The sequence below is a fragment of the Mesorhizobium liriopis genome (genome assembly GCF_024053505.1).
Classification (GTDB): Bacteria; Pseudomonadota; Alphaproteobacteria; order Rhizobiales; family Rhizobiaceae; genus Mesorhizobium_B; species Mesorhizobium_B liriopis.
This window is the reverse complement of record NZ_JAMXQS010000007.1, coordinates 252862-274697: the sequence shown is the minus strand read 5'-3', so window position 1 is coordinate 274697 and position 21836 is coordinate 252862. Positions and strand designations below refer to the sequence as shown.

The 21836-nt window shown below is 64.7% G+C and carries 17 protein-coding genes; 13 read left to right on the top strand and 4 right to left on the bottom strand.

Going from position 1 to position 21836, the window contains the following annotated elements:
- Nucleotides 1-6: 6 nt before the first annotated feature.
- Both NGM99_RS15640 and purH read left to right on the top strand, forming a co-directional pair.
- A complete protein-coding gene (locus tag NGM99_RS15640; protein WP_252820820.1) occupies nt 7-1671 on the top strand; it encodes a heparinase II/III family protein in 1665 nt (554 codons plus the stop codon).
- A gap of 106 nt (nt 1672-1777) precedes the next feature.
- Nucleotides 1778-3394: a bifunctional phosphoribosylaminoimidazolecarboxamide formyltransferase/IMP cyclohydrolase gene (gene purH / locus NGM99_RS15635; RefSeq protein WP_252820544.1), complete on the top strand. Its 1617-nt coding sequence runs from the start codon at nt 1778-1780 to the stop codon at nt 3392-3394.
- A gap of 136 nt (nt 3395-3530) precedes the next feature.
- Here the strand turns inward: purH and NGM99_RS15630 are convergent, their stop codons facing one another.
- A complete protein-coding gene (locus tag NGM99_RS15630; protein ID WP_252820542.1) occupies nt 3531-4349 on the bottom strand; it encodes a DUF429 domain-containing protein in 819 nt (272 codons plus the stop codon).
- 88 nt (nt 4350-4437) lie between these two features.
- On the opposite strand from NGM99_RS15630, the gene NGM99_RS15625 reads away from it, so the two are divergent.
- The 6 genes from NGM99_RS15625 (at nt 4438) to NGM99_RS15600 (ending at nt 16495) form a co-directional block, all read left to right on the top strand.
- Nucleotides 4438-6483, top strand: a complete 2046-nt coding sequence (locus tag NGM99_RS15625) for a M3 family metallopeptidase (RefSeq protein WP_252820541.1) — start codon at nt 4438-4440, stop codon at nt 6481-6483.
- A gap of 1 nt (nt 6484) precedes the next feature.
- Nucleotides 6485-7456, top strand: coding sequence for a small ribosomal subunit Rsm22 family protein (locus NGM99_RS15620; RefSeq protein ID WP_252820539.1), 972 nt, complete (start codon nt 6485-6487; stop codon nt 7454-7456).
- A gap of 176 nt (nt 7457-7632) precedes the next feature.
- Nucleotides 7633-9450: a translational GTPase TypA gene (typA, locus tag NGM99_RS15615; RefSeq protein ID WP_252820537.1), complete on the top strand. Its 1818-nt coding sequence runs from the start codon at nt 7633-7635 to the stop codon at nt 9448-9450.
- 188 nt (nt 9451-9638) lie between these two features.
- Entirely contained in the window at nt 9639-10250 is a 612-nt protein-coding gene (locus NGM99_RS15610) for a LysE family translocator (RefSeq protein WP_252820535.1), read from the top strand.
- A gap of 114 nt (nt 10251-10364) precedes the next feature.
- Nucleotides 10365-15113 (top strand): NAD-glutamate dehydrogenase, encoded by a 4749-nt coding sequence (locus tag NGM99_RS15605; protein ID WP_252820534.1) that lies wholly within the window; start codon nt 10365-10367, stop codon nt 15111-15113.
- Complete coding sequence (locus tag NGM99_RS15600; RefSeq protein WP_353937427.1) at nt 15113-16495, top strand: MFS transporter; 1383 nt, start codon at nt 15113-15115, stop codon at nt 16493-16495. The genes NGM99_RS15605 and NGM99_RS15600 overlap by 1 nt, the downstream gene beginning before the upstream one ends.
- A gap of 45 nt (nt 16496-16540) precedes the next feature.
- Here the strand turns inward: NGM99_RS15600 and pdxY are convergent, their stop codons facing one another.
- Entirely contained in the window at nt 16541-17413 is an 873-nt protein-coding gene (gene pdxY / locus NGM99_RS15595; RefSeq protein WP_252820530.1) for a pyridoxal kinase PdxY, read from the bottom strand.
- The gene (locus NGM99_RS15590; protein ID WP_252820528.1) at nt 17410-17628 is read right to left on the bottom strand and encodes a hypothetical protein; all 219 of its coding nucleotides are present in this window, start codon (nt 17626-17628) and stop codon (nt 17410-17412) included. The genes pdxY and NGM99_RS15590 overlap by 4 nt, the downstream gene beginning before the upstream one ends.
- Before the next feature lie 124 nt (nt 17629-17752).
- Here NGM99_RS15590 and NGM99_RS15585 point away from each other — a divergent pair, with 124 nt between their 5' ends.
- The 5 genes from NGM99_RS15585 (at nt 17753) to ppa (ending at nt 21365) form a co-directional block, all read left to right on the top strand.
- Entirely contained in the window at nt 17753-18415 is a 663-nt protein-coding gene (locus NGM99_RS15585) for a LemA family protein (protein WP_252820526.1), read from the top strand.
- Nucleotides 18416-18460: 45 nt separating this feature from the next.
- Entirely contained in the window at nt 18461-19291 is an 831-nt protein-coding gene (locus NGM99_RS15580; RefSeq protein WP_252820524.1) for a TPM domain-containing protein, read from the top strand.
- Complete coding sequence (locus tag NGM99_RS15575) at nt 19291-19926, top strand: TPM domain-containing protein (RefSeq protein WP_252820522.1); 636 nt, start codon at nt 19291-19293, stop codon at nt 19924-19926. The genes NGM99_RS15580 and NGM99_RS15575 overlap by 1 nt, the downstream gene beginning before the upstream one ends.
- A gap of 208 nt (nt 19927-20134) precedes the next feature.
- A complete protein-coding gene (locus NGM99_RS15570) occupies nt 20135-20641 on the top strand; it encodes a GNAT family N-acetyltransferase (protein ID WP_252820520.1) in 507 nt (168 codons plus the stop codon).
- A gap of 184 nt (nt 20642-20825) precedes the next feature.
- On the top strand, nt 20826-21365 hold the full coding sequence (gene ppa / locus NGM99_RS15565) for an inorganic diphosphatase (protein ID WP_252820518.1): 540 nt from the start codon (nt 20826-20828) through the stop codon (nt 21363-21365).
- Between the two features lie 72 nt (nt 21366-21437).
- On the opposite strand, the gene NGM99_RS15560 is transcribed toward ppa, so the two are convergent.
- Nucleotides 21438-21731: a YggT family protein gene (locus tag NGM99_RS15560; RefSeq protein WP_252820516.1), complete on the bottom strand. Its 294-nt coding sequence runs from the start codon at nt 21729-21731 to the stop codon at nt 21438-21440.
- Nucleotides 21732-21836 lie beyond the last annotated feature (105 nt).

Here is a 21836-nt window from a genome sequence, read left to right as displayed (position 1 = left end):
AGCCGGATGCCCATCTGGGGGCTAGCTTTGCGCGATGGCTTGCGCCGAACGCGACGGCGGCTCCGGATCGGGTGGCTGCATCGGTGGCGCTTCGCCGGCACCACGCCAAGTCGCGTGCTTGCCTCCCCGCCCGACCTCCGCGCCGCAGACCCGCTGATCGCCCAGGATATCTACCATGGCCGCTTTCCGCTCGGCGGGCGGATGGTGGAAACCCATGGCAGTTCGCCCTTTTCGCTTTCCGTGCCCCATCGGGGCTGGCGTGAGGAACTGCACGGCTTCGGCTGGCTGCGCCACTGCCGCGCCGCCCGCACAGAACTCGCTTATGCGAACGCCCGGGCGCTCGTATCCGACTGGATCGAAGGCCCCGGCCGGCGCATCGGGGGCGACGCTTGGGAGCCGCGCACCGTTGCGACGAGGCTGAACGCATGGCTCGTGCATTCTCCCATGCTGCTGCAAGGGGCCGAACGGTCCTTCCACCGCGCCTTTCTCCGCTCGATGATGGTTCAAGTGCGCTACTTGCGTGCCGTCACGCCCGACCTGCCGGCGGGCAGCGACCGGCTGCAGGCGCGCATCGCGCTGGCTTTTTCGGCCCTTTCGCTCCCCGTCTCCCAACGCGCCTTGCTGTTTGCCACGCGGCATCTGTCGCAGGAACTCGAGCGCCAGATCCTGCCCGATGGCGGGCATCGCGGGCGAAACCCGGAAATGCTGGTCAGTCTGTTGAGCGACCTCCTGCCCTTGCGCCACACCTACGCCGCGCAAGGCGAAGCCCCGCCACCAGCCCTTCTGCATGCCATCGAGCGCATGCTGCCCATGCTGCGCTTCTTCCGTCATGCCGACGATACGCTGGCGCGCTTCAACGGCGTCGGCGCGACACCACACGAGCGCATCGCCGCCATCATGCGCCACGACGAATCGCGCGGCACGCCGCTGACGCATGCGGCTCACTCAGGCTACACGCGGCTCAACCAAGCGCGCACCGTGGTGATCGCCGATTGCGGTGCCATTCCTCCGCTCGATCTCTCCTTCGAAGCCCATGCGGGCTGCTTGTCATTCGAGTTCTCGGCCAACGGGCGCAGCCTCGTGGTGAACAGCGGCGTCGATCATCGCGGTGCGGCCGACTTCCGCCCGCTTGCCCGCGCCACCGCCGCGCACTCGACGCTGGTGCTCGACGACACCTCCTCCGCCCGCTTCGCGCTCCCCCGTGGCGCCAGGGATGCGCCCGCTGCGCCCATGATCGACGGCCCGCGCCAGGTTACGGTTGAAAGGCAGGACGAGCGCGATGCGCAAGGCTTCACCGCCAGCCATGACGGCTATCTCTCCCGCTTCGGTTTCATCCATGATCGAGCCCTGCGCCTCGACCGCAACGGCACGCGCCTGTCGGGCCTCGACAGGCTCGTCGCACGAGGCCGGGCTACCCGGAATACCGTTCAGGGAACCCTGCGTTTTCACCTTCATCCGGATGTCGAGCTCTTCCGCGACGAGCACGGTGCGCTGGTGCTGGTCGCACGCGGCAACGAGGCCTGGACCTTCCGCTGCCGCGAGCATGAGCCGCAGGTGGAAGAGTCGATCTTCTTCGCCGGCATCGCCGGCCCACGCCGCACACGGCAGATCGTGATCCGTTTCGAGGCGGGCGACAATGCCGAGATCGGCTGGAGCTTTGTGCGGATTTAGAGGCTGTCATGGACCAGGAATAGCCTCTCAGGCGGAAACGCTTGATCTTGAGGGCGGAGCCCGGCTAACCCGCAGCGCATCACTTCTCTCACAGGAAGCCGCGCCAATGGCCGTCGCCGCCAAGTCCATCACCCCGCCCGACCGCGTTGCCATCCGACGTGCGCTCCTCTCGGTTTCCGACAAGACCGGCCTGATCGAGTTCGCCCAGGCGCTCGCTGCACGCGGCGTCGAGCTGGTTTCGACCGGCGGCACGCGCAAGAGCCTTGCTGAAGCGGGCCTTGCCGTCCGCGACGTCTCCGAACTCACCGGTTTCCCCGAAATCATGGACGGCCGCGTGAAGACGCTTCACCCCGGCGTCCATGGCGCACTCCTCGGCATTCGCGACGATGCCGAGCATGCGCAGGCCATGGAAACGCACAAGATCGCGCCGATCGATCTGCTTGTCGTCAACCTCTACCCCTTCGAGGAAGTGCGCCAGAAGGGAGCGGATTGGGCCAACACGGTTGAGAACATCGACATCGGCGGCCCGGCCATGATCCGCGCGGCGGCGAAGAACCACGCCTATCTCGCCTGCGTCACCGATCCGGCCGACTACGCGTCCGTGCTTGATGCGCTGGATGAAGGCGATGGCGCGCTGTCTTACGAGTTCCGCAAGACGCTCGCCGCCCGCGCCTTCGCCCGCACCGCGACCTATGATGCGGCCATCGCAGGCTGGTTTGCGGACGCGCTCGACATCCAGGCGCCCGCCCGCTTTGCGCTCGGCGGCAAGCTCGCCTCCTCCATGCGCTATGGCGAGAACCCGCACCAGCAGGCGGGGCTCTATCTGACCGGCGAGCAGCGCCCAGGGGCCGCACTTGCCCGCGTCGTGCAGGGCAAGGCGCTGTCCTTCAACAATCTCAACGACACCGACGCCGCGTTCGAGCTCGCTGCCGAGTTCGATGCGAGCCGAACCGCTGCCGCCATCATCGTCAAGCACGCCAATCCATGCGGTGTGGCCGAGGGGCCAGACCTGCTCGATGCCTACCGCAAGGCGCTCGCCTGCGATCCGATCTCGGCATTTGGCGGTATCGTCGCCTTCAACCAGAAACTCGACGCGGACACCGCGCGCGCCGTGGTCGAAATCTTCACCGAAGTGATCATCGCGCCCGAGGCGAGTGACGAGGCGCTTCAGGTAATCGCCGCCAAGAAGAACCTGCGCCTGCTCCTCACCGGCGCCATGCCCGATCCGCGCGCCGGTGGCCGTGTTCTTCGCACCATTGCCGGCGGCTTCCTGCTTCAGAACCGCGACGCGCAGAGCGTGGACGATCTCGACCTGCGTATCGTTTCCAGGCGGGAGCCGAGCGCGCAGGAACTCGCCGACATGCGCTTCGCCTTCCGTGTGACCAAACACGTGAAGTCGAATGCCATCGTTTATGCCAAGAATGGCGCGACGGTCGGCATCGGTGCCGGCCAGATGAGCCGTGTGGATGCTTCGCGCATCGCCGCCTGGAAAGCGCGTGATGCGGCGGAGGCAGCTGGTCTGGCCGAGCCGCAGACGCTCGGTTCCGTGGTCGCGTCCGACGCGTTCTTCCCCTTTGCCGACGGATTGCTGGCGGCTGCGGAAGCGGGTGCCACGGCCGTGATCCAGCCGGGCGGCTCGATGCGCGACGAGGATGTGATCAAGGCAGCGGACGAGGCCGGTTTGGCGATGGTGTTCACCGGGGTCCGACACTTCCGGCACTAAGGCTGGGTCATCCGCCTGACAAATATCAGGGGACGGCAAGCCAACCGGCTGCAGAACGCCGACCGTGCGCCAAAAATTGAGCTCTTACGCGGGACAGGCGTCCCGGTCCGGTTTTCACAGGCTTGAAGCTCGGACGTCACACTGTTGGAAGTGTCGGATCCGCGATCCAGCCTTCCAGCAGGTCGAACCCTTCCGGTGCGCCGAAATCGTGGTCTCTTTCGCGACAGCACCATGCGGCTTGTACAGCGCAAAGCAGGGCGTCGAGCGTGTCGCCGCTCGGATCGTCCGCAAAGGGAATATCGGTTTCGACGATCACGCCATGGGTGGGGAGAAGCGTGCCGCTGCCAAGGTGCCTGAGTATCTCCTCCCGCGCCGCCTGCTGGTCGGCGGTCTGCTTCCTGAGATCGTCGTTCTTGTAGGATCGCCGTCCGATCAGGTGGCGGGCAAGGACGCCGGGATAGGCTTCCACCGCGACACGCTCCGGATCTCCCTCGTGCAACCCGGCGACCGTGACACCCGCTTCGAGCAGGCGTGGCACGCCTTCGAAGAACATCAGGGCGACCGGTACGCCATAAAGTTTCTGCGGGCTGACCGAACGGGCCGACCTGTCGGTTGCGCGGCTGTGCTCGCGGTCGCCGATGGCGCGTGGCAGTCGGTAGGCTTCGAGAGCTGCACGGAAGGCGGCGCGATCCATGCCGGCGACATGGCGGATCATGGCGCGCCACTCACGCGGCCAGCCGATGTTTTCGATGAAACGACGCGATTGCGAGAAAGGAAAATCGAGACCGGCGATCCAGGGACCGGGGCGCCGCAACACCTCTCCATAGCCCCCAAAGCTTTCCCACTTTTCCAGTCGCTCGACCTTCAACACCTCGCCATCAAGCCGCGCCTCGACGCAGGTGATCGGTTTGCGCCTCGTTGGGCGCGAGGTGAAGTCGATGCCGCGAATGATCATGCCGGTTTGATTGCCTCCCGCGCTTTGCCTGCTTACATGCGGCGCTGACGAGCCTTATGCCAGCCGCACGACTTTACTCGGAGCCACCATGTCCAGTCCTGATCTTCAGACGCATCCCCTGACCGCGTGGAACGGTCCGCATGGCCTGCCGGCTTTCGAACTGGTGCGCGACGAGGATTTCGGGCCGGCTTTCGATGCCGCGCTCGGAAACCACATGGCGGATGTGGAGCGGATCGCGAACAACCCCGAGAAGCCCACAATCGAAAACACTCTCCAGGCGCTCGAGCTTTCAGGCGAGCCCCTGGAGCGCGTGTCGGCGATCTTCTGGGCGCTGGCGGGCGCCAACACCAATGAAACGATCCAAGGGCTCGAGCGCGAGATCGCGCCGAAAATGGCGCGGCACGGGTCGGAAATCTCGATGAACCCGGCGCTCTTCGCCCGTATCGACACGCTCTATCAGGAACGTGAGACGCTTGGGCTCGATGCTGAGACGCTGCGGGTGCTCGAACTCTCCTGGAAGCGCTTCGTGCGCGCGGGCGCCAAGCTCGACGATGCCGGCAAAGCGCGGCTGAAGGCCATCAATGAGGAACTGGCGGGACTGGGCGCGCGCTTCGGCCAGAACGTGCTTGGCGACGAAAAGGACTGGGTGTTGTTTCTGGACGAAGGCGACCTTGCCGGTCTGCCCGAGTTTCTGAAAAGCGCCATGGCCGAGGCTGCTACCTCGCGTGGACAGAAGGGCCGCTATGCGGTGACGCTGTCGCGCTCGATCTATGAGCCGTTCACGACATTCTCCGAGCGGCGCGACCTGCGCGAGCAGGCCTTCCGCGCCTTTATCGGTCGCGGCGAACTGGTGGCCGAACACGACAACCGGCCGATCGTCGCTCAGACGCTGAAGCTGCGCGCGGAAAAAGCCAGGCTCGTCGGCTATCCCGATTTCGCCAGCCTCAAGCTCGACAACACCATGGCGAAGACCCCGCAGGCTGTGTGGGACCTGCTCGATCCCGTCTGGGAGCGCGCTCGCGCCAAGGCGGCAAGCGATCAGGAAGATTTGCAGGCACTCGCGGCCCAAGGCGGCACCAACGAACCGATCGCCGCCTGGGACTGGCGCTTCTTCCAGGAAAAGCTGCGCGCCCAGCGCTATGCCTTCGACGAGGCCGAGCTGAAGCCTTATCTCGAACTGGAAAACGTCATCGCGGCTTCCTTCGATGTCGCGGAACGGCTGTTCGGGCTGAAATTCGATGAGCTGGCGGATGTCGCTGGCTGGCACCCGTCGGTGCGCGTGTTCGCGGTGATGAACGCGGACGGCTCGCCGCGCGGGCTGTTTCTCGCCGACTATTTCAACCGCCCTTCCAAACGCTCCGGCGCGTGGATGAGCGGCTTGCGCTCGAGCTACAAGCTCGGCGAGGGCTCGGCACCCATCATCTACAATGTCATGAACTTCGCCGAGCCGCCGGCAGGCCAACCTGCGCTGCTGTCGCTCGATGAAGCGCGGACACTGTTCCATGAGTTCGGCCATGCCCTGCACGGCATGCTGTCCGAGGTGACGTGGCCGTCGGTATCGGGCACCAGCGTCTCGCGCGACTTCGTGGAACTGCCCTCGCAGCTCTACGAGCACTGGCTGACCGTGCCGGAAATCCTGGAGCGCCATGCGCGCCATGCCGAAACGGGCGAGGCAATGCCGAAAAGCCTGATCGAAAAGATGGAAGCCGCGCGCAACTTCAACCAGGGTTTCGCAACGGTGGAGTTCACCTCGTCCGCACTGGTCGATATGGCCTACCACGCACGGGCGGAGGCGCCCATCGATCCGATGGCGTTCGAAAAGGAGGTGCTGGACCGGATCGGCATGCCCGACGCCATCGTCATGCGCCACCGCACCCCGCACTTCCAGCACGTGTTTTCGGGCGACGGCTATTCGGCCGGCTACTATTCCTACATGTGGTCGGAAGTGCTGGATGCGGACGCCTTCGCCGCCTTCACCGAAACCGGCGATCCGTTCGATCCGGCACTCGCGGACAAGCTCAAGCACTTCATCTATGCCGCCGGCGGTTCGGCCGACCCGGAAGAGCTCTATACGCGCTTCCGCGGCAAGATGCCGACGGCCGAGGCCATGATGGCAAAGCGCGGGCTGATCTGAGGTGCAACTGCCCGGCGCGCTCGCGGCGGCGCTCGACCAGATCCTCGACGGTGCCTCGCAGGACGAGTTGCGAAGCGCCTCGACGCGCCTTTCCACGCGCTACCGGGCGGAAACGCGCGATGGCATGCTCCATCTGAGCGATGAAAAAGCTGGGCTCGCTTATCTTGCGGCCCGCATGCCCGCGACATTCGCCGCCTTGCGCGCGGCGATGGAGCGGGTGGCGGAAGGGCTGCCGGATTTCACTCCACGCACATTGCTCGACTGCGGTGCTGGACCGGGAACCGCGCTCTGGGCCGCCGAGGATTGCTGGCTGGAACTGGAGCGCGCCGAGCTATGGGAAGCGAGCGGGCCGATCAGGACGCTTGGCAACAAGCTCGCACAAACGGGCAGTGTGGCCCATGTCGAATGGCGCGCAGGCGACATCACGCGCGATCTCGCGCCCCGCGCAAAAGCCGATCTCGTCACGCTTTCCTATGTTCTGGACGAGCTCGAACCTCCCACGCGCGACGGGCTGATCGACCGGTTGTGGGAAGCGACCGCAGGGGTGCTGCTCGTGGTCGAGCCCGGCACGCCGGCTGGCTGGCAACGCATCCTGGCCGTCCGCGGGCAGTTGATTGCGAAGGGCGCCGCGCTCGTCGCCCCATGCCCGCACCGTGAGCCCTGCCCTATCATCGCACCCGACTGGTGCCATTTCGCCCAGCGCGTGTCCCGCTCGCGCACGCACCGGCTGACCAAAGGTGCTGAAGTGCCTTGGGAGGATGAGAAATACATCTACCTCGCAGCAACCCGCTTGAACGTCCCAATGCCACAGGCACGGATCGTCGGGCCTGCACGCACGGGAAGCGGCAAGGTCGCGCTCAAGCTCTGCCGAAACAGCGGAGTGCTGGAAGAGCGGCTCGTCACCCGCCGCGAAGGCGAGGCGTTCAAGCAGGCACGGCGCGCGGACTGGGGCGGCCCCTTCCCCGCTTCATAAACCATTCGGAGCCAAAGCAGGGGCGCATGACAGGGATGTGTTAACGGCCTCTTTCGCAATTGCGAAAAAGAGGGTATGAGCGCATCCGAATTCAGCGGTGCGAGACGTCTTAACCCAGCCCGAAGCCACCAGACTTGCTTGGGCGCCCGCCGCCAAACTCCGAGATCTCTGTTAAAATGACCCTTCGCAATATCGCGATCATCGCGCACGTCGATCATGGCAAGACCACGCTCGTCGATGCGCTGCTCAAGCAGTCGGGCGCCGTGCGCGACAACCAGCGCGTCGCCGAGCGCGCCATGGATTCCAACGACCTCGAAAAGGAACGCGGCATCACGATCCTCGCCAAGGCCACTTCGGTGGAATGGAAGGATTGCCGCATCAACATCGTGGACACCCCCGGCCACGCCGATTTCGGCGGTGAGGTGGAGCGCATCCTGTCAATGGTGGACGGCGCGGTTCTGCTCGTCGACGCTGCCGAAGGCCCGATGCCTCAGACCAAGTTCGTGGTCGGCAAGGCACTCAAGGTTGGCTTGAAGCCCATCGTCGTCATCAACAAGATCGACCGCCCCGACGCGCGCCATGTCGAGGTGGTCAACGAGGTGTTCGACCTCTTCGCCGCCCTCGATGCCACCGATGAGCAGCTCGATTTCCCGATCCTTTACGGTTCGGGCCGCGCCGGCTGGCTGGCCGAGAGCCCGGAAGGGCCGACCGACCAGGGTCTCGCGGCGCTGTTCGATCTCGTCGTCCGTCACGTGCCCGAGCCCAAGGTGGCGTCCGGCCCGTTCCGCATGATCGGCACGATCCTCGAAGCCAACCCATTCCTTGGCCGCATCATCACCGGCCGCGTCCATTCAGGCAACCTGAAGCCCAACCAGGCCGTCAAGGTTCTGGGCAGCGACGGCAACATGATCGAGCAGGGCCGCATCTCCAAGATCCTCGCTTTCCGCGGCCTCGAGCGTCAGCCGATCGACGAGGCGAATGCCGGGGACATCGTGGCGATCGCCGGTCTGTCCAAGGGCACCGTCGCCGACACGTTCTGCGATCCGTCCGTCAGTGAGCCGCTCGAAGCGCAGCCGATCGATCCGCCGACCGTGACCATGAGCTTCATCGTCAACGATAGCCCGCTTGCCGGCACCGAAGGCGACAAGGTGACGAGCCGCGTGATCCGCGACCGTCTCTTCCGTGAGGCCGAAGGTAATGTCGCGCTCAAGATCGAGGAATCGTCCGAGAAGGATTCGTTCTTCGTGTCCGGCCGCGGCGAGCTTCAGCTCGCGGTTCTGATCGAGACCATGCGCCGCGAAGGCTTCGAGATCGCCGTGTCGCGTCCGCGCGTCGTCATGCAGAAGGACGAGAACGGCCAGCTGCTCGAGCCCGTCGAGGAAGTCGTGATCGACGTCGATGAGGAGCATGCCGGCATCGTCGTTCAGAAGATGAGCGAGCGCAAAGCCGAGATGAAGGAGTTGCGTCCTTCGGGCGGCAACCGCCAGCGTCTCGTGTTCCATGCCCCGACGCGCGGCCTTATCGGCTACCAGTCGGAGCTTCTGACCGACACGCGCGGCACGGCCATCATGAACCGCCTGTTTCACGCCTATGAGCCATATAAGGGCGACATCCCGGGCCGCATCCAGGGCGTTTTGATCGCCAACGAGCCGGGCGAGGCCGTGGCCTATGCGCTGTGGAACCTCGAGGATCGTGGTCCGATGGTGATCGATCCGGGCGTCAAGGTCTATGCCGGCATGATCATCGGCATCCACACCCGCGACAACGATCTCGAAGTGAACGTGCTGAAAGGCAAGAAGCTCACCAACATCCGCGCCGCCGGCAAGGATGAGGCGGTGAAGCTGACCCCGCCCGTGCGCATGACGCTGGAACGCGCGCTCGCCTGGATCCAGGACGACGAGCTGGTGGAAGTGACCCCGAAGTCGATCCGTCTGCGCAAGCTTTATCTCGACACCCATGAGCGCAAGCGGTTCGAGAAGAGCAAGGTCGCTTAAGCAGCGCAAGCGCCGCGCCGAGCGTTGAGTTCGAAGAGCCGGAAGCGGAGACGCTTCCGGCTCTTTTGCGTTTTCGAGCAGAGCGCCGCATGACGAAGGGGTGGCGGGGACCTCACCGACCCATCCAATTCTCCATGGCAACCACGCCGAAATCCACTATCCTCGCCGCTCCACTTCGGGCTGCCCCTATGACCCTCGCCTCTCTTCTCCTTTTTGCCGCAGCCCTGTTCGTCGCGGCCGGCACCCCAGGCCCCAGTATCGCAGCCCTCGTGTCCCGTGTGCTGTCACGCGGCATTGGCGATGTGCTGCCTTTCCTTGCTGCGATGTGGGTGGGAGAGGCGATCTGGCTGTCGCTGGCCATCTGGGGCCTTGCACAGGTGGCGGAGAGTTTTCACTGGCTCTTTCTCGCCATCAAATGGGCGGGCGTCGGTTATCTCGCTTTTCTCGCCTGGAAGATGTGGCACGCCCCGGTCGCGGCTGAAACCACCGTGGTGCCCGAGCGCACCGCGCCTTGGCGCATGTTCTTGGCGGGCCTTGCCGTCACGCTCGGCAATCCGAAGATCATGATGTTCTATCTGGCGCTCCTGCCGACACTGCTCGATCTCACGCGCGTGTCCTTATTCGGCTGGGCCGAACTGGTGGCGACCATGGTGCTCGTGCTGATGGTCATCGATTTCGGCTGGGCGGTGGCAGCCCAAGGCGCCCGCCGGCTCCTGCGCAGTCCCTGCGCGATGCGGATCGTCAACCGCTTGAGCGCCACCACCATGGCGGGTGCGGCGGCTGCCATCGCCTCGCGCTGAGGCGTCCCGTCATTTAATCGTTTCGCGAATGGGCGATAAGGCCAAGGCCTGTCGCCAAACCGGTGACGGCCCGCTAGGTTCGCGCGCAAAAGCAGGCACGGGAAATGCTGAACGATGGCTCAAAGCCAGAAATCCGGGTCGAAGCGCGTGAAAAGCGAAGAAAACGCGCTTCTTTCGATCCTGACTGCGCGGGGCACCGAGGAAGACCTCGCGCAGTATGATCAGGCTACGCTTGCCCAGGCCGCCGATCTGGCGCTTTCGGCCCTCGAAGCGCATCGGCCTGGCCACAGCGAGGTGCGGGTCGATCCGCTCGATGCTCATGGCTTGGCGCTGTCAGCCATCACCGTCGTCAACGACAACATGCCATTTCTTTTCGATTCGGTGCTGGGTGAGATCGCAGTGCACAGCGCCGAGCCCCGCTTGGTGTTGCATCCCGTGCTCTTGGTAGAGCGCGATGGCGACGGACACATCGCAAGCATCCACGACGCGCACAAGGACGGCCCGGAAGCCGCTTCACCCAAGGCCAAGGGCCGGATCAGCCTGATCCACGTCCATGTGCCGAGGCTCGGCGAGGAAGCGGCGCAACTGCTGAAAGACCGTATCGAGTCGGTGCTGCTTCAGGTTCGCCGCGCGATCGGCGACTGGAAGCCGATGCTCGGCCGGCTCGATCGCGCCATCTCCTCCTTCCGCTACGGCGAGACACCGCTCGCCCCGGAAGCGGTGACGGAAGCCGTCGCCTTCCTCGAATGGCTGCGCGACAGCAATTTCACCTTTCTCGGCATGCGCGAATTCCTGTTCACACCGAACGAGGAAGGCGGCGCGCTCACGCGGGCGGAAGCACCGGGCTTGGGCATTCTGCGCGATCCCGATCTGCTCGTCCTTCGCCGCGATGTCGAAACGGCGACAACAACGCCTGAAGTACGAGCCTTCCTGTCCGGCCCCGAGCCCCTCATCGTCACCAAGGCGAACTCGAAAAGCCTGGTCCACCGACGCGCCTATCTTGATTATATCGGGGTCAAGACATTCAGCGATGCGGGCGAACTGATTGGCGAATTGCGCATCGTCGGGCTGTTCACTTCGACCGCCTACACGCGCTCCGTCTTCAAGATCCCCTTCCTGCGCTCCAAGGCCGAGAGCGTCATCCGGCAGTCGGGCCTCGATGTGCACGATCATTCCGGCAAGGCCTTGGTGAATGTGCTCGAATCCTATCCGCGCGACGAACTCTTCCAGGTGCCGGTGCCGGTTCTGAAGGAGCACGCGGAAGCCATCCTTGCGCTTGGAGACCGGCCGCGCGTGCGCGTGCTGATCCGCCACGACCAGTTCGACCGCTTCGTGTCGGTCATCGTCTTCGTGCCGCGCGACCGCTACGATTCCGATATACGGGAAAAGATCGGGCTGTTTCTGAAGGATGCATTCCAGGGCCGCGTTTCGGCCTATTACCCGGCCTTTCCCGAAGGCGGGCTGGCGCGCGTGCATTTCATCATCGGCCGTTCGGGCGGCGAAGTGCCGACGCCTGACCCGGCAGCACTCGAAGCCGGCATCCGCGCCATCGTCCGCACATGGGACGATGCCTTGCGCGAGGCAGCGTCCGCCAGCCGCGTGACGCCCGATCTCATGCAGGCCGCACTTCGCTATCCTGCAAGCTATCGCGACAGTTTCCAGCCCGATGAAGCGCTGGCGGACGCGGCGGCTATCCGCGATCTGGCGCCCGAAAAGCCCATCGCCATCGATTTCCGCCGCCTGAATGGTGCGCGGAACGACGGTGCGGCGCTGAAGATTTTCCACCTCGGCGAGCCCGTTTCGCTGTCGCGCCGTGTGCCGATGCTCGAGAATATGGGCTTCCGCGTCATTTCCGAACGCACCTTCGAATTGAAGGAGCGCGATGGTGCACCGGTCTTCATCCACGACATGGAACTCGAAAACGCCTTTGACGGCGCGGTGGACCTGTCGGATGGCGGTGCGCTGATCGAGGCCCTGTTTCTGGCCGTTTGGAGCAGTGAGGCCGACAACGACCCGTTCAACGCGTTGGTGCAGACCGCGCGCCTGCCTGATCCGGCCATCCGCATCCTGCGCGCCTATGGCCGCTATCTGCAGCAGGCCGGCATTCCGCAGAATCAGGATTTCGTAGCCGCCACGCTCAACCGCTATCCGGCGATTGCCGGGGGGCTTTGGGAGCTCTTCAACATCCGGCTCGATCCGAAGGGTGACGAGGATCGGGAGGCCCGGGCAGAAGAGTTATCGGCCCGCATCGAAGCGCAGTTGGATGAGGTGCCGAGCCTCGACGACGACACGATCCTCCGTCGCATCCTGCTTCTGGTGAATGCGACCTTGCGCACCAATTTCTTTGCACCCACGCTGGATGATCGCTCGCTTGCGTTCAAGCTCGATGCGCAACGTCTCTCATTCCTGCCCGAGCCACGCCCCTGGCGCGAGATTTTCGTTTATGGTCCGGAGGTCGAGGGCGTCCATCTGCGCTTCGGCCCCGTTGCGCGCGGTGGCCTGCGCTGGTCGGATCGAGCGCAGGACTATCGCACGGAAGTGTTGGGCCTCGTGAAAGCGCAGCAGGTGAAGAATGCTGTGATCGTGCCGGTGGGCGCGAAAGGCGGCTTCTTCCCGAAGCAACTGCCGAGCGCCAGCGACCGCGACGCCTTTGCGGCAGCCGGCAAGCAGGCTTACGTCAACTTCGTTTCCAGCCTGCTTTCGGTGACCGACAATATCGAGGGCGACCATATCGTACCGCCCGAAAACGTGGTGCGCCACGACGCCGACGATCCGTACTTCGTTGTCGCCGCCGACAAGGGAACCGCCACCTTCTCGGATACGGCCAACGGCATCGCACAGGCACACCATTTCTGGCTCGACGACGCCTTCGCCTCGGGCGGCTCGGCCGGCTACGACCACAAGAAGATGGGTATCACCGCGCGCGGCGCGTGGGAGGCGGTGAAGCGCCATTTCCGCGAGATGAACCGCGACATCCAGCGCGAGCCCTTCACGGTGGCCGGCGTGGGCGACATGGGCGGCGACGTGTTCGGCAACGGCATGCTGCTTTCGCCTGAAATCCGCCTGATCGCCGCCTTCGATCACCGCCACATCTTCATCGATCCCGAGCCGGACCCCGCATTGTCGCTCGCCGAGCGGCAACGGCTCTTCGCGCTGCCGCGCTCGTCCTGGGCGGATTACGATCAAGCAAAGCTGTCGAAAGGCGGCACCATCGTTGCGCGCAATGAGAAATCGATCAAGCTCGGTGCGGAAGCTGCCAAGGCTCTGGGCGTCGAGGGCGGAAAATACACGCCTGCCACGCTGATCAACGCCATCCTGAAGGCGCCGGTCGACCTGCTCTGGTTCGGCGGCATCGGCACTTATGTGAAGGCGAGCGGCGAGTCCCATCTTGATGCCGGTGACCGCGCCAACGACCCGGTGCGCGTCTCGGCCAACGAGGTGCGCGCCAGGGTGATCGGCGAAGGGGCCAATCTCGGCGTTACCCAACGCGCGCGCATCGAGTTCGGCCTGCTCGGCGGACGCTGCAATTCGGATGCTATCGACAATTCGGGTGGCGTGAACTCGTCCGACGTCGAGGTGAACATCAAGATCGCGCTAGCCAACGCCATGCGTGCCGGCCGGCTCGACCGCGGCGCGCGCAACAGACTGCTCGCCTCCATGACCGAGGAAGTGGCCGATCTCGTTTTGCGCAACAATTACGAGCAGACGCTGGCGCTCTCGCTTCTGGAGCGTAAGGGCGGGTCGGAAGTGCCGCATCTCAAGCGCCTGATGAGCCAGTATGAGGAGCGCGGCCTGCTCGACCGCGCGGTAGAGTTCCTTCCGAGCCCGGCGGCGATGACCGACCGCCAGTCGCGGGGCCTGGGACTCACACGCGCCGAACTCGGCGTGCTTCTGGCTTACGCCAAGATCGTCATCTTTTCCGACCTCGTCGGCACCGACGTGCCGGCCGATCCGGCCTTCCGCGACGACCTCCTCGGCTATTTCCCGGCGACCATGCGGGACGACTATGCCGGCGAGATCGAGGCACACCGCCTGCGTCCGCAGATCGTCACACGGGTGCTCGTCAACGACCTCGTGAACAAAGGCGGGCCTGCCATCGTGCAGAAGCTGACGGAAGCGACGGGGGCAAGCGTCGCCGATGTGGTGCTGGCCTTTGCTATCGCACGCGACGGCTTCGACTTCGCTTCGCTTCATGCCGGCATCGACGCGCTCGACAACCGCATCGACGGCACGGCGCAACTCGACCTTTATCTCCGCGTGAATGCCGCGCTCGAACGCATCGCCGCGCGTCTGCTAAAGGACGGATCGGGCACTGATACGCAAGCGCAGACGGACCGGCTGAAAGCAGCGACGGCAGCTCTCGAGCCGATCTTCGATCAAAGCCTGTCTGCACTGGCGCGCGAGGAAGCGGCTGGGTTGGTGGAACTCGGTCTCGACGAGACGCTGGCCCGTCGTCTGGCGCGTCTGCCTGCACTCGAAGCGGTGCCCGATATCCTGCTCGTCGCCGACGAGGCCGACGTCTCGCTCGAAGCGGCGGCGCGCAGCTATTTCGTCGTGGGCGAGACCTTCCGCGTGGGACGCATCGAAGAGGCTGCGCGGACCTTGAGCCCAACCGACTATTTCGACGCGCTGGCACTCGGCCACGCGCTCGATGCCGTCAGCGCCGCACGGCGCAGGCTCGCAGTCACTGCCCTCCGAAGTGATCCGAAGGAACCGGAAAAGACTTGGACGAATGGGTTTGGCGCGCGGCTCGACGGCGTGCGCGACCGGCTTCAGGCGCTGACCGAAGGCGGCGAGATGAGCCTGTCGCGCCTGACCGTCGCCGCCGGCCTGATGGGCGATCTCGCCCAAGCGCGCCATTGATGGTGGCGCTCGCCACGCGCGACGCGGCACGAACCACCCGTGCCGGGCTCTGGGGCTGGATGCTGTTCGACTGGGCGGCCCAACCCTTTTTCACGGTGGTCACGACCTTCATCTTCGGCCCCTATTTCGTGAGCCGCATGGCGAGCGATCCGGCGACGGGCCAGGCGGTATGGGGGTATGGCGTGGCGCTCGCCGGCTTCGTGATCGCCGTGCTTTCGCCGGTTCTGGGCTCGATCGCGGACCAGACCGGCGCGCGCAAACCATGGATCGCGGGCTTTGCGGCAGTGAAAATCATCTGTCTTTGCCTGCTCTGGTTCGCGGCACCCGGCTCAAGCCTGTTCTGGGTAGTGCTCCTGTTCTCGCTGGCTTCCGTTGCGGCCGAATTCTCCACGGTCTTCAACGATTCCATGATGCCGCGCCTGGTGCCCTCGGCAGAAGTCGGACGATTGTCCAACCTCGCCTGGGGTCTCGGCTATCTTGGCGGCATGATCGTCCTGATCTTCGTCGTGCTGTTCTTGTCGGCCTCGCCGGAAACAGGACGCACGCTTCTGGGCAGCGCGCCTCTATGGGGGCTCGACCCGGCACAGGGCGAGGATGCGCGCGCGAGCGCACCGATCTCGGGGCTGTGGTACTTTCTTTTCATTCTGCCGATGTTCTGGTTCACGCCCGATCAGAAGCGCGGGCTCGCCGTTCGGCAGGCCGTGCGCCGGGGCATGAGCGAGCTGCGCTCGACCTTGCGGGAAGTGCGGACACGGCCAGGCATCCTGCGCTTTCTCGTGGCGCGCATGATCTATCAGGACGGGGTCGGCGCGCTTCTCGCACTGGGCGGGACATTTGCCGCAGCGATGTTTGGGTGGAGCATCACCGAAATCGGGCTGTTCGGGATCATCCTGAACGTGGTGGCTATCCTCGGCTGCGTGGTCGCGGCGAAGCTGGATGTGAGTTTGGGGTCGAAGCGCGTGGTGACGATCTCGCTCGTGCTGCTGCTTATCGCACTCGTCGGCATTGTCTCGACCGGACCGGGCTTCACGCTCTTCCTCGTCGATCTCGGAACGGCGGATTCGCACGGGCTGTTCGGCACGGCGGCGGAGAAGGCCTATCTCGTTTACGGCCTTCTGATCGGCGTGGCCTTCGGACCAGTGCAGGCATCATCGCGCTCCTATCTGGCGCGTTCCGTTCCGATCGAGGATGCCGGTCGCTATTTCGGCATCTATGCGCTGGCGGGCCGGGCCACGAGTTTCCTGGCTCCGTTCTCGGTGGCGACGGTCACGGCCTGGAGCGGGAGCCCACGCTTGGGGATGGCGGTGATCGCGGTGTTCTTCGTGGTGGGATTAGGGGTGTTGCGCGGGACACCTTATCCGGCCGGAGGAGGAAGTGATTAAAGCTCGGCCGCTCGGCGCTCGGCAAGCCCCGCCAGCCAAGCCTACTCACTCCCCACCGGGATGCGCCAGTTTTCGCAATTGAACCATCCCCATCGGCTCGACCAAGCTATGTCGATCGGTCGCAAGGGTCAGTTCATCCGCCTCACGGCTCGCCGTGCGCGCCACGAGGTCGAACACGGAGGCCGTGGTCGCCTGCAGAGCCTTTGCCGGCGCCATGCCCTCGCTCAGCCTTGCGAGAAACAGGGCGGCTGTCAGGTCGCCCGTGCCATGCGGGGCGGATGAAATCCGCCGATGCTCGGCCAGCAGAACTTCGGTCGGTGTCAGCAGAAGATTGCCGGTGCTTCCCTCATGCGCCACGGGTGCCGAAGTGGTCAAAACCATGCGCGGGCCGAGATCGAGGGCCGCTGCGATCGTATGCTCGATATCCGGCACGGGCGCGCCGGCCAGCCATTCGAGTTCCGTACGGTTGGGCGTCGCGATGTCGGCGAGCGGCAAGAGATGGTCGCGGATCGCCTCCGCAATCGCCTCCTCGACATAGATCTCGCCGTCATCCCCCAGAACCGGATCGCAAAGATAGGTGGCGCGATGGTTCTTTTCCTTCACCGCCCGCACCAGCCGCGAGAGCTGAACAGCCTGCTCCGCGCTGCCCAGAAAGCCCGTCAGCACCGCGCCGATCTCGCCGAGCCACGGCGCCGCGATCAGGTCATCGACGAGCTTTTCCCAATCGCCGGGGGCCGGCACGATACGCGTGGCCTCGCGCCGTCCCTCATGCCAGGGGAGCGTCACCGTCGGCAACGCCCAGACGGTGAAACCGAGCGTTTCGAAGGCGAACACCACAGCCCGGTTGCCGAGACTGCCCCGCACCACATGGCTCGATGCCACGATCACCGCGCGCGGCTGATCCGTCCTCTCGCTCACGAATGTCCCCCTGGCCGACCGAGGAGAAACAGCGCCAGTGCCACCAGGAGCCCGGCCGTGATCACGAGCCCCAGAACGCGCCCAATGCGCTGGCCCCAATATTCGGCCCAGTCATTGTCGGGCGTTGCCGGTCCGGGCGGCGGCTCGCCGCTTTCGCGCGACAGGCGATCGAGGGTCCGGCGGGCCTCCTGCTCGCTGTGGTGATCGGATGCCAAGGCGCCCCCTCCTGCTCGTCCATGACTGATATGGGCACGGTCCGGACGCGACAAGACTGGCGGACTTTCAGAAGCGCACCATTATGTTATGCCTCATACGTATCCATGCCCCGGAGCCCTCGTGATGGTCGCAAGCCTCGCCCGCCCGTTTCCCAGCTTTTCCTTCCGCCTTCTTGCCGTCTTTCTGCTACTGCCCGTGCTTTCGGCCTGCGGTTACAACACGATTCCGACCCAGGAAGAGCAGGCCCGCGCCGCGTGGTCAGAAGTGCTCAATCAGTATCAGCGCCGCGCCGACCTGATCCCGAACCTCGTCGAGACCGTGAAAGGCTATGCCGCGCAGGAGCGTGAAACGCTGGAAGCGGTGGTGGCCGCTCGCGCCAAGGCGACCCAGACCAATGTCGCGCTGCCCGACGATCCGAATGCCGTGCGCCAGCTGCAGGAAAATCAGGCGCAGCTCACCGGCGCACTGTCGCGCCTGCTGGCGATCGTGGAAAGCTATCCCGACCTCAAGTCCAACCAGAATTTCCTGGCACTTCAGGCGCAACTCGAAGGCACCGAGAACCGCATCGCGGTGGCGCGTCGCGACTACATCGAGCGCGTGCGCGAGTACAACACGACCCTGCGCACCTTCCCTTCGGTGATCTGGGCCAATCTCTGGTTCCGCGATGCGAAGCCCTTCGAGACGTTCACGGTGCCCGAGGACAAGATCCAGGTCCCCAGCGTCAATTTCGGCACGAACAGCAACAGTGGCGGCACGAGCACCGGAACCGGCAATAACGGCGGCTGAGGCCGGTTCATGGCCTCGTCGCAGTCTCCGAGCCGGGCGCCTTTCATGCATGACATCAAAGGGTATGCACGAGGGCTGCTCGTCCTTTTCATCCTGCTATGCGCCCTCCCCGGCTTTGCCGCGGAATTGCCCAAGCTCACGGGCCGCGTGGTGGACGATGCGGGAATGCTCGATGCCGCCACCGTTTCAGCGCTCGACCGGAAGCTTGCAGCCTTCGAGCAGAAGAGTTCCGACCAGATCGTGGTCGCCACGATCCCGAGCCTCGCTGGTGAAGAAATCGAACCCTACAGCAATCGCCTTTTCCGCGCCTGGGGCCTGGGCCAGGCTGGCGAGAACAACGGCATCCTGCTGCTCGTCGCTCGCGACGATCGCAAGATGCGCATCGAGGTGGGCTACGGGCTCGAAGGCACGCTGACCGATCTTCATTCCAAACTGATCATCGAAGACACTATGGTCCCGGCCTTCCGTGCCGGTGATTTTGCCCGAGGCATCACAGGAGCGGTGGACGACATCATTCGCGTGCTCGAAGGCCAGGGCGCGGAACTCGAAGCACGGCGGGCACGGAATGCACAAGCTGAAGAGGCCAACCGATCCCGTGTCGATCCGGGCCTCATCCTGTTCGCCACCGTCTTTTTCGCGATCTTTTTCATGGGCTTCATCGGCAGCATCGTCGGCTCGGGCAGACGCGGCCGGCGTGTGGTCCGCACCGACCGCTATGGGCGCAGAACCATCTGGACCACGGCGCCCGGCTCGGTCTGGGGTTCGGGCTCCGGCTGGAACTCGGGCGGTGGCTCATGGTCGGGTGGCGGTGGCGGGGGAGGTTTCTCCGGTGGCGGTGGCTCATCCGGCGGCGGCGGCGCGAGCGGGGGCTGGTGATGGCACGCGCCTTGTCCGACGCCGAACACCGGCGCATCGCTGAGAGCATCCGGCAGGCCGAAACCGCCACCAGTGGCGAGATCGTCTGCGTGGTCGCGCGAGCCAGCGGCGACTATTTCTTCCCCGCGGCCACCACCGCACTCCTGGTGGTGCTCGGCGCCGGCTTTGTTGTCTCGCTCTTCCTGTCTGGGCAATGGATAGTGCTGGACCTGCCGCTCTTCGCGCTCGCCCAAATCGCTGCCGCACTTTGCCTGCTTTTCGTTCTGGCCTGCGTGCCGCGCCTGCGCCTGCGCTTCACGCTCCCTTCCACACGGCTGCGCCTCGCCCATGACAATGCCCGCCGCCAGTTTCTCGCGCGTAACATGCACCGCACGGAGGCCCATACCGGCGTGCTGATCTTCGTCTCGCTCGCCGAGCGCTACGCCGAAGTCCTCGCCGACAGCGGCATCCACACGCGCGTGCCCGGCAACACATGGAACGACCTGATCGAAGCACTGCTTGAGAAAGCGCATGAGGATCGGCTGGCCGATGGGCTGGTGGAGGCGGTGGGTGAAGTCGGCCGCCACTTGGCTCAGCACTTTCCACCGACACAGCGTGACAGGAACGAGCTGCCGGATCACGTGGTGGAGATTTGAGGTAGCTTCAGACGATCGCTTGCAGGCGAAGTGCGAGTTGAAACGTCACCCACACCACGCCCCGTCAAACCACTGGCATGCCCCGACTCAACCTGCGGACTCGAATTCCGCTTGCCGTCAAGCAGGTTCACTTTTTGGACTCGTTGCCGCCGAGTCCGCGCGCCCTTTATGGTTAACAGGTCGTTAACTGATTTGGGCGCGCGAGCCGATGAGCACGCTGACCATCGATATCCGCAAGGCGGAACCAGCGGATGCCGGCTCGATCGCGGCCGTCCATGAGGCCGCGTGGCGCAACGCCTATTCCGGCATCATCCCCTATCGCGCGCTGAACACTATGATCGGCCGGCGCGGTGCGCGCTGGTGGACCGGCGCGCTCGGCCGCGCGGCGTCCGTGCTCGTGGTCGAAATGGAAGGCGATGTGGTCGGCTATGCCACGTTGGGCCGCAACCGCGCTCGCGAGCTGCCCCAGGCGGGCGAAATCTATGAGCTCTACCTTTCCCCCGAATGCCAGGGCGTGGGCTTGGGCAGCCGGCTGTTCACTGCTGCCCGCGAGCGGCTCCAGGCCAACGGCCTCAAGGGTCTGGTCGTCTGGGCGCTCGAGGAAAACCTCAACGCGCTCGACTTCTACCGGGGGCGCGGCGGGCGCGATGTGGCGGAAGGCGTCGAGGTGTTCGATGGCCGTGCCTTGCGCAAGCTCGCTTTCGTCTGGCCCTGAGCGCACTTTAAGGGCGCCCTAACCTCGCTTCTACGCTCCGGTTGCTCTCTTCGCCCGCGCCCGCTATGCGGAACGCACAAGGAATTCCGGCAAAAGCGCGAAACGGTTTTGCATCCGGAATTGCGGCTAAACGAAGAGACGAAGCGGCTTCGGTGAAACTGCTTCGGTTGGAGACCCCCAATCCATGCGCATCGACGCCATCAGCATCGGCAACAACCCGCCGGAAGACGTCAACGTCATCATCGAGGTTCCCGTCGGCGGCCAGCCGATCAAGTACGAGATGGACAAGGAAGCCGGCGTTCTCGTGGTCGATCGCTTCCTTTATACGCCCATGACCTATCCAGGCAATTACGGCTTCGTGCCCCATACGCTCTCGGGCGACGGCGACCCGATCGATGTGCTCGTCTGCAACACGCGCGAGCTGGTGCCGGGCTGCGTCATCAATGTGCGCCCGATCGGCGTGTTGATCATGGAAGACAATGCCGGCCAGGACGAGAAGGTGATCGCGGTGCCGACACCCAAGCTCACCCGCCGCTACGAGAAGACTTTCAACCACACCGACCTGCCCGAAATCACGCTCAAGCAGATCGAGCACTTCTTCGAGCACTACAAGGATCTCGAGCCCGGCAAATGGGTCAAGATCGGCGGCTGGCACGATGCGGCCTATGCCCGCAAGATGATCGTGGAAGCCATCGAGCGCGCCAAGAACACGCCCGGTGCATAACGCCTTGCACTCTTGATGCAAAAAGGGCGGCCCCGAGCCGCCCTTTTTCGTTTCAGCCTCGAAAAGCTGGCCTCACGCCAGCAGCGCCGGCGCGATCGTCGTCACGATCAGCTGACGCACGAAAAACAGCAGCAGCAACAGGATGATCGGCGAGATATCGAGCCCGCCGAGATCGGGCAGCACCCGGCGGATGGGACGCAATGCGGGTTCCGTCGCGCGAAACAAAAAGTTGCCGATCATGCCGACGACCTCGTTGCGCGAGTTCACCACATTGAACGCGTAGAGCCACGAGAACACGGCAGAGAGGATGATGATCCACCAATAGATGTCGAGCGCCAGAAGAACGGTTTGGATCAGGGCCAGCATGGCGAACTCCAGTGGAACGCGCCTGATGTAGCCACGCGCGGCCCCCCGCACAAGATGGCCTCCGGACCCTCCCTCCACTCACGGTAAATTCCGCCCCGCGCCCGC

Excerpts from the sequence above, each read along its gene's own strand:
- NGM99_RS15640 (WP_252820820.1), top strand. The coding sequence starts at position 7 with ATGCCCATCTGGGGGCTAGCTTTGCGCGATGGCTTGCGCCGAACGCGA.
- purH (WP_252820544.1), top strand. The coding sequence starts at position 1,778 with ATGGCCGTCGCCGCCAAGTCCATCACCCCGCCCGACCGCGTTGCCATC.
- NGM99_RS15630 (WP_252820542.1), bottom strand. The coding sequence starts at position 4,349 with ATGATCATTCGCGGCATCGACTTCACCTCGCGCCCAACGAGGCGCAAA.
- NGM99_RS15625 (WP_252820541.1), top strand. The coding sequence starts at position 4,438 with ATGTCCAGTCCTGATCTTCAGACGCATCCCCTGACCGCGTGGAACGGT.
- typA (WP_252820537.1), top strand. The coding sequence starts at position 7,633 with ATGACCCTTCGCAATATCGCGATCATCGCGCACGTCGATCATGGCAAG.
- NGM99_RS15610 (WP_252820535.1), top strand. The coding sequence starts at position 9,639 with ATGACCCTCGCCTCTCTTCTCCTTTTTGCCGCAGCCCTGTTCGTCGCG.
- NGM99_RS15605 (WP_252820534.1), top strand. The coding sequence starts at position 10,365 with ATGGCTCAAAGCCAGAAATCCGGGTCGAAGCGCGTGAAAAGCGAAGAA.
- NGM99_RS15600 (WP_353937427.1), top strand. The coding sequence starts at position 15,113 with ATGGTGGCGCTCGCCACGCGCGACGCGGCACGAACCACCCGTGCCGGG.
- NGM99_RS15585 (WP_252820526.1), top strand. The coding sequence starts at position 17,753 with ATGGTCGCAAGCCTCGCCCGCCCGTTTCCCAGCTTTTCCTTCCGCCTT.
- NGM99_RS15580 (WP_252820524.1), top strand. The coding sequence starts at position 18,461 with ATGCATGACATCAAAGGGTATGCACGAGGGCTGCTCGTCCTTTTCATC.
- NGM99_RS15575 (WP_252820522.1), top strand. The coding sequence starts at position 19,291 with ATGGCACGCGCCTTGTCCGACGCCGAACACCGGCGCATCGCTGAGAGC.
- NGM99_RS15570 (WP_252820520.1), top strand. The coding sequence starts at position 20,135 with ATGAGCACGCTGACCATCGATATCCGCAAGGCGGAACCAGCGGATGCC.
- ppa (WP_252820518.1), top strand. The coding sequence starts at position 20,826 with ATGCGCATCGACGCCATCAGCATCGGCAACAACCCGCCGGAAGACGTC.
- NGM99_RS15560 (WP_252820516.1), bottom strand. The coding sequence starts at position 21,731 with ATGCTGGCCCTGATCCAAACCGTTCTTCTGGCGCTCGACATCTATTGG.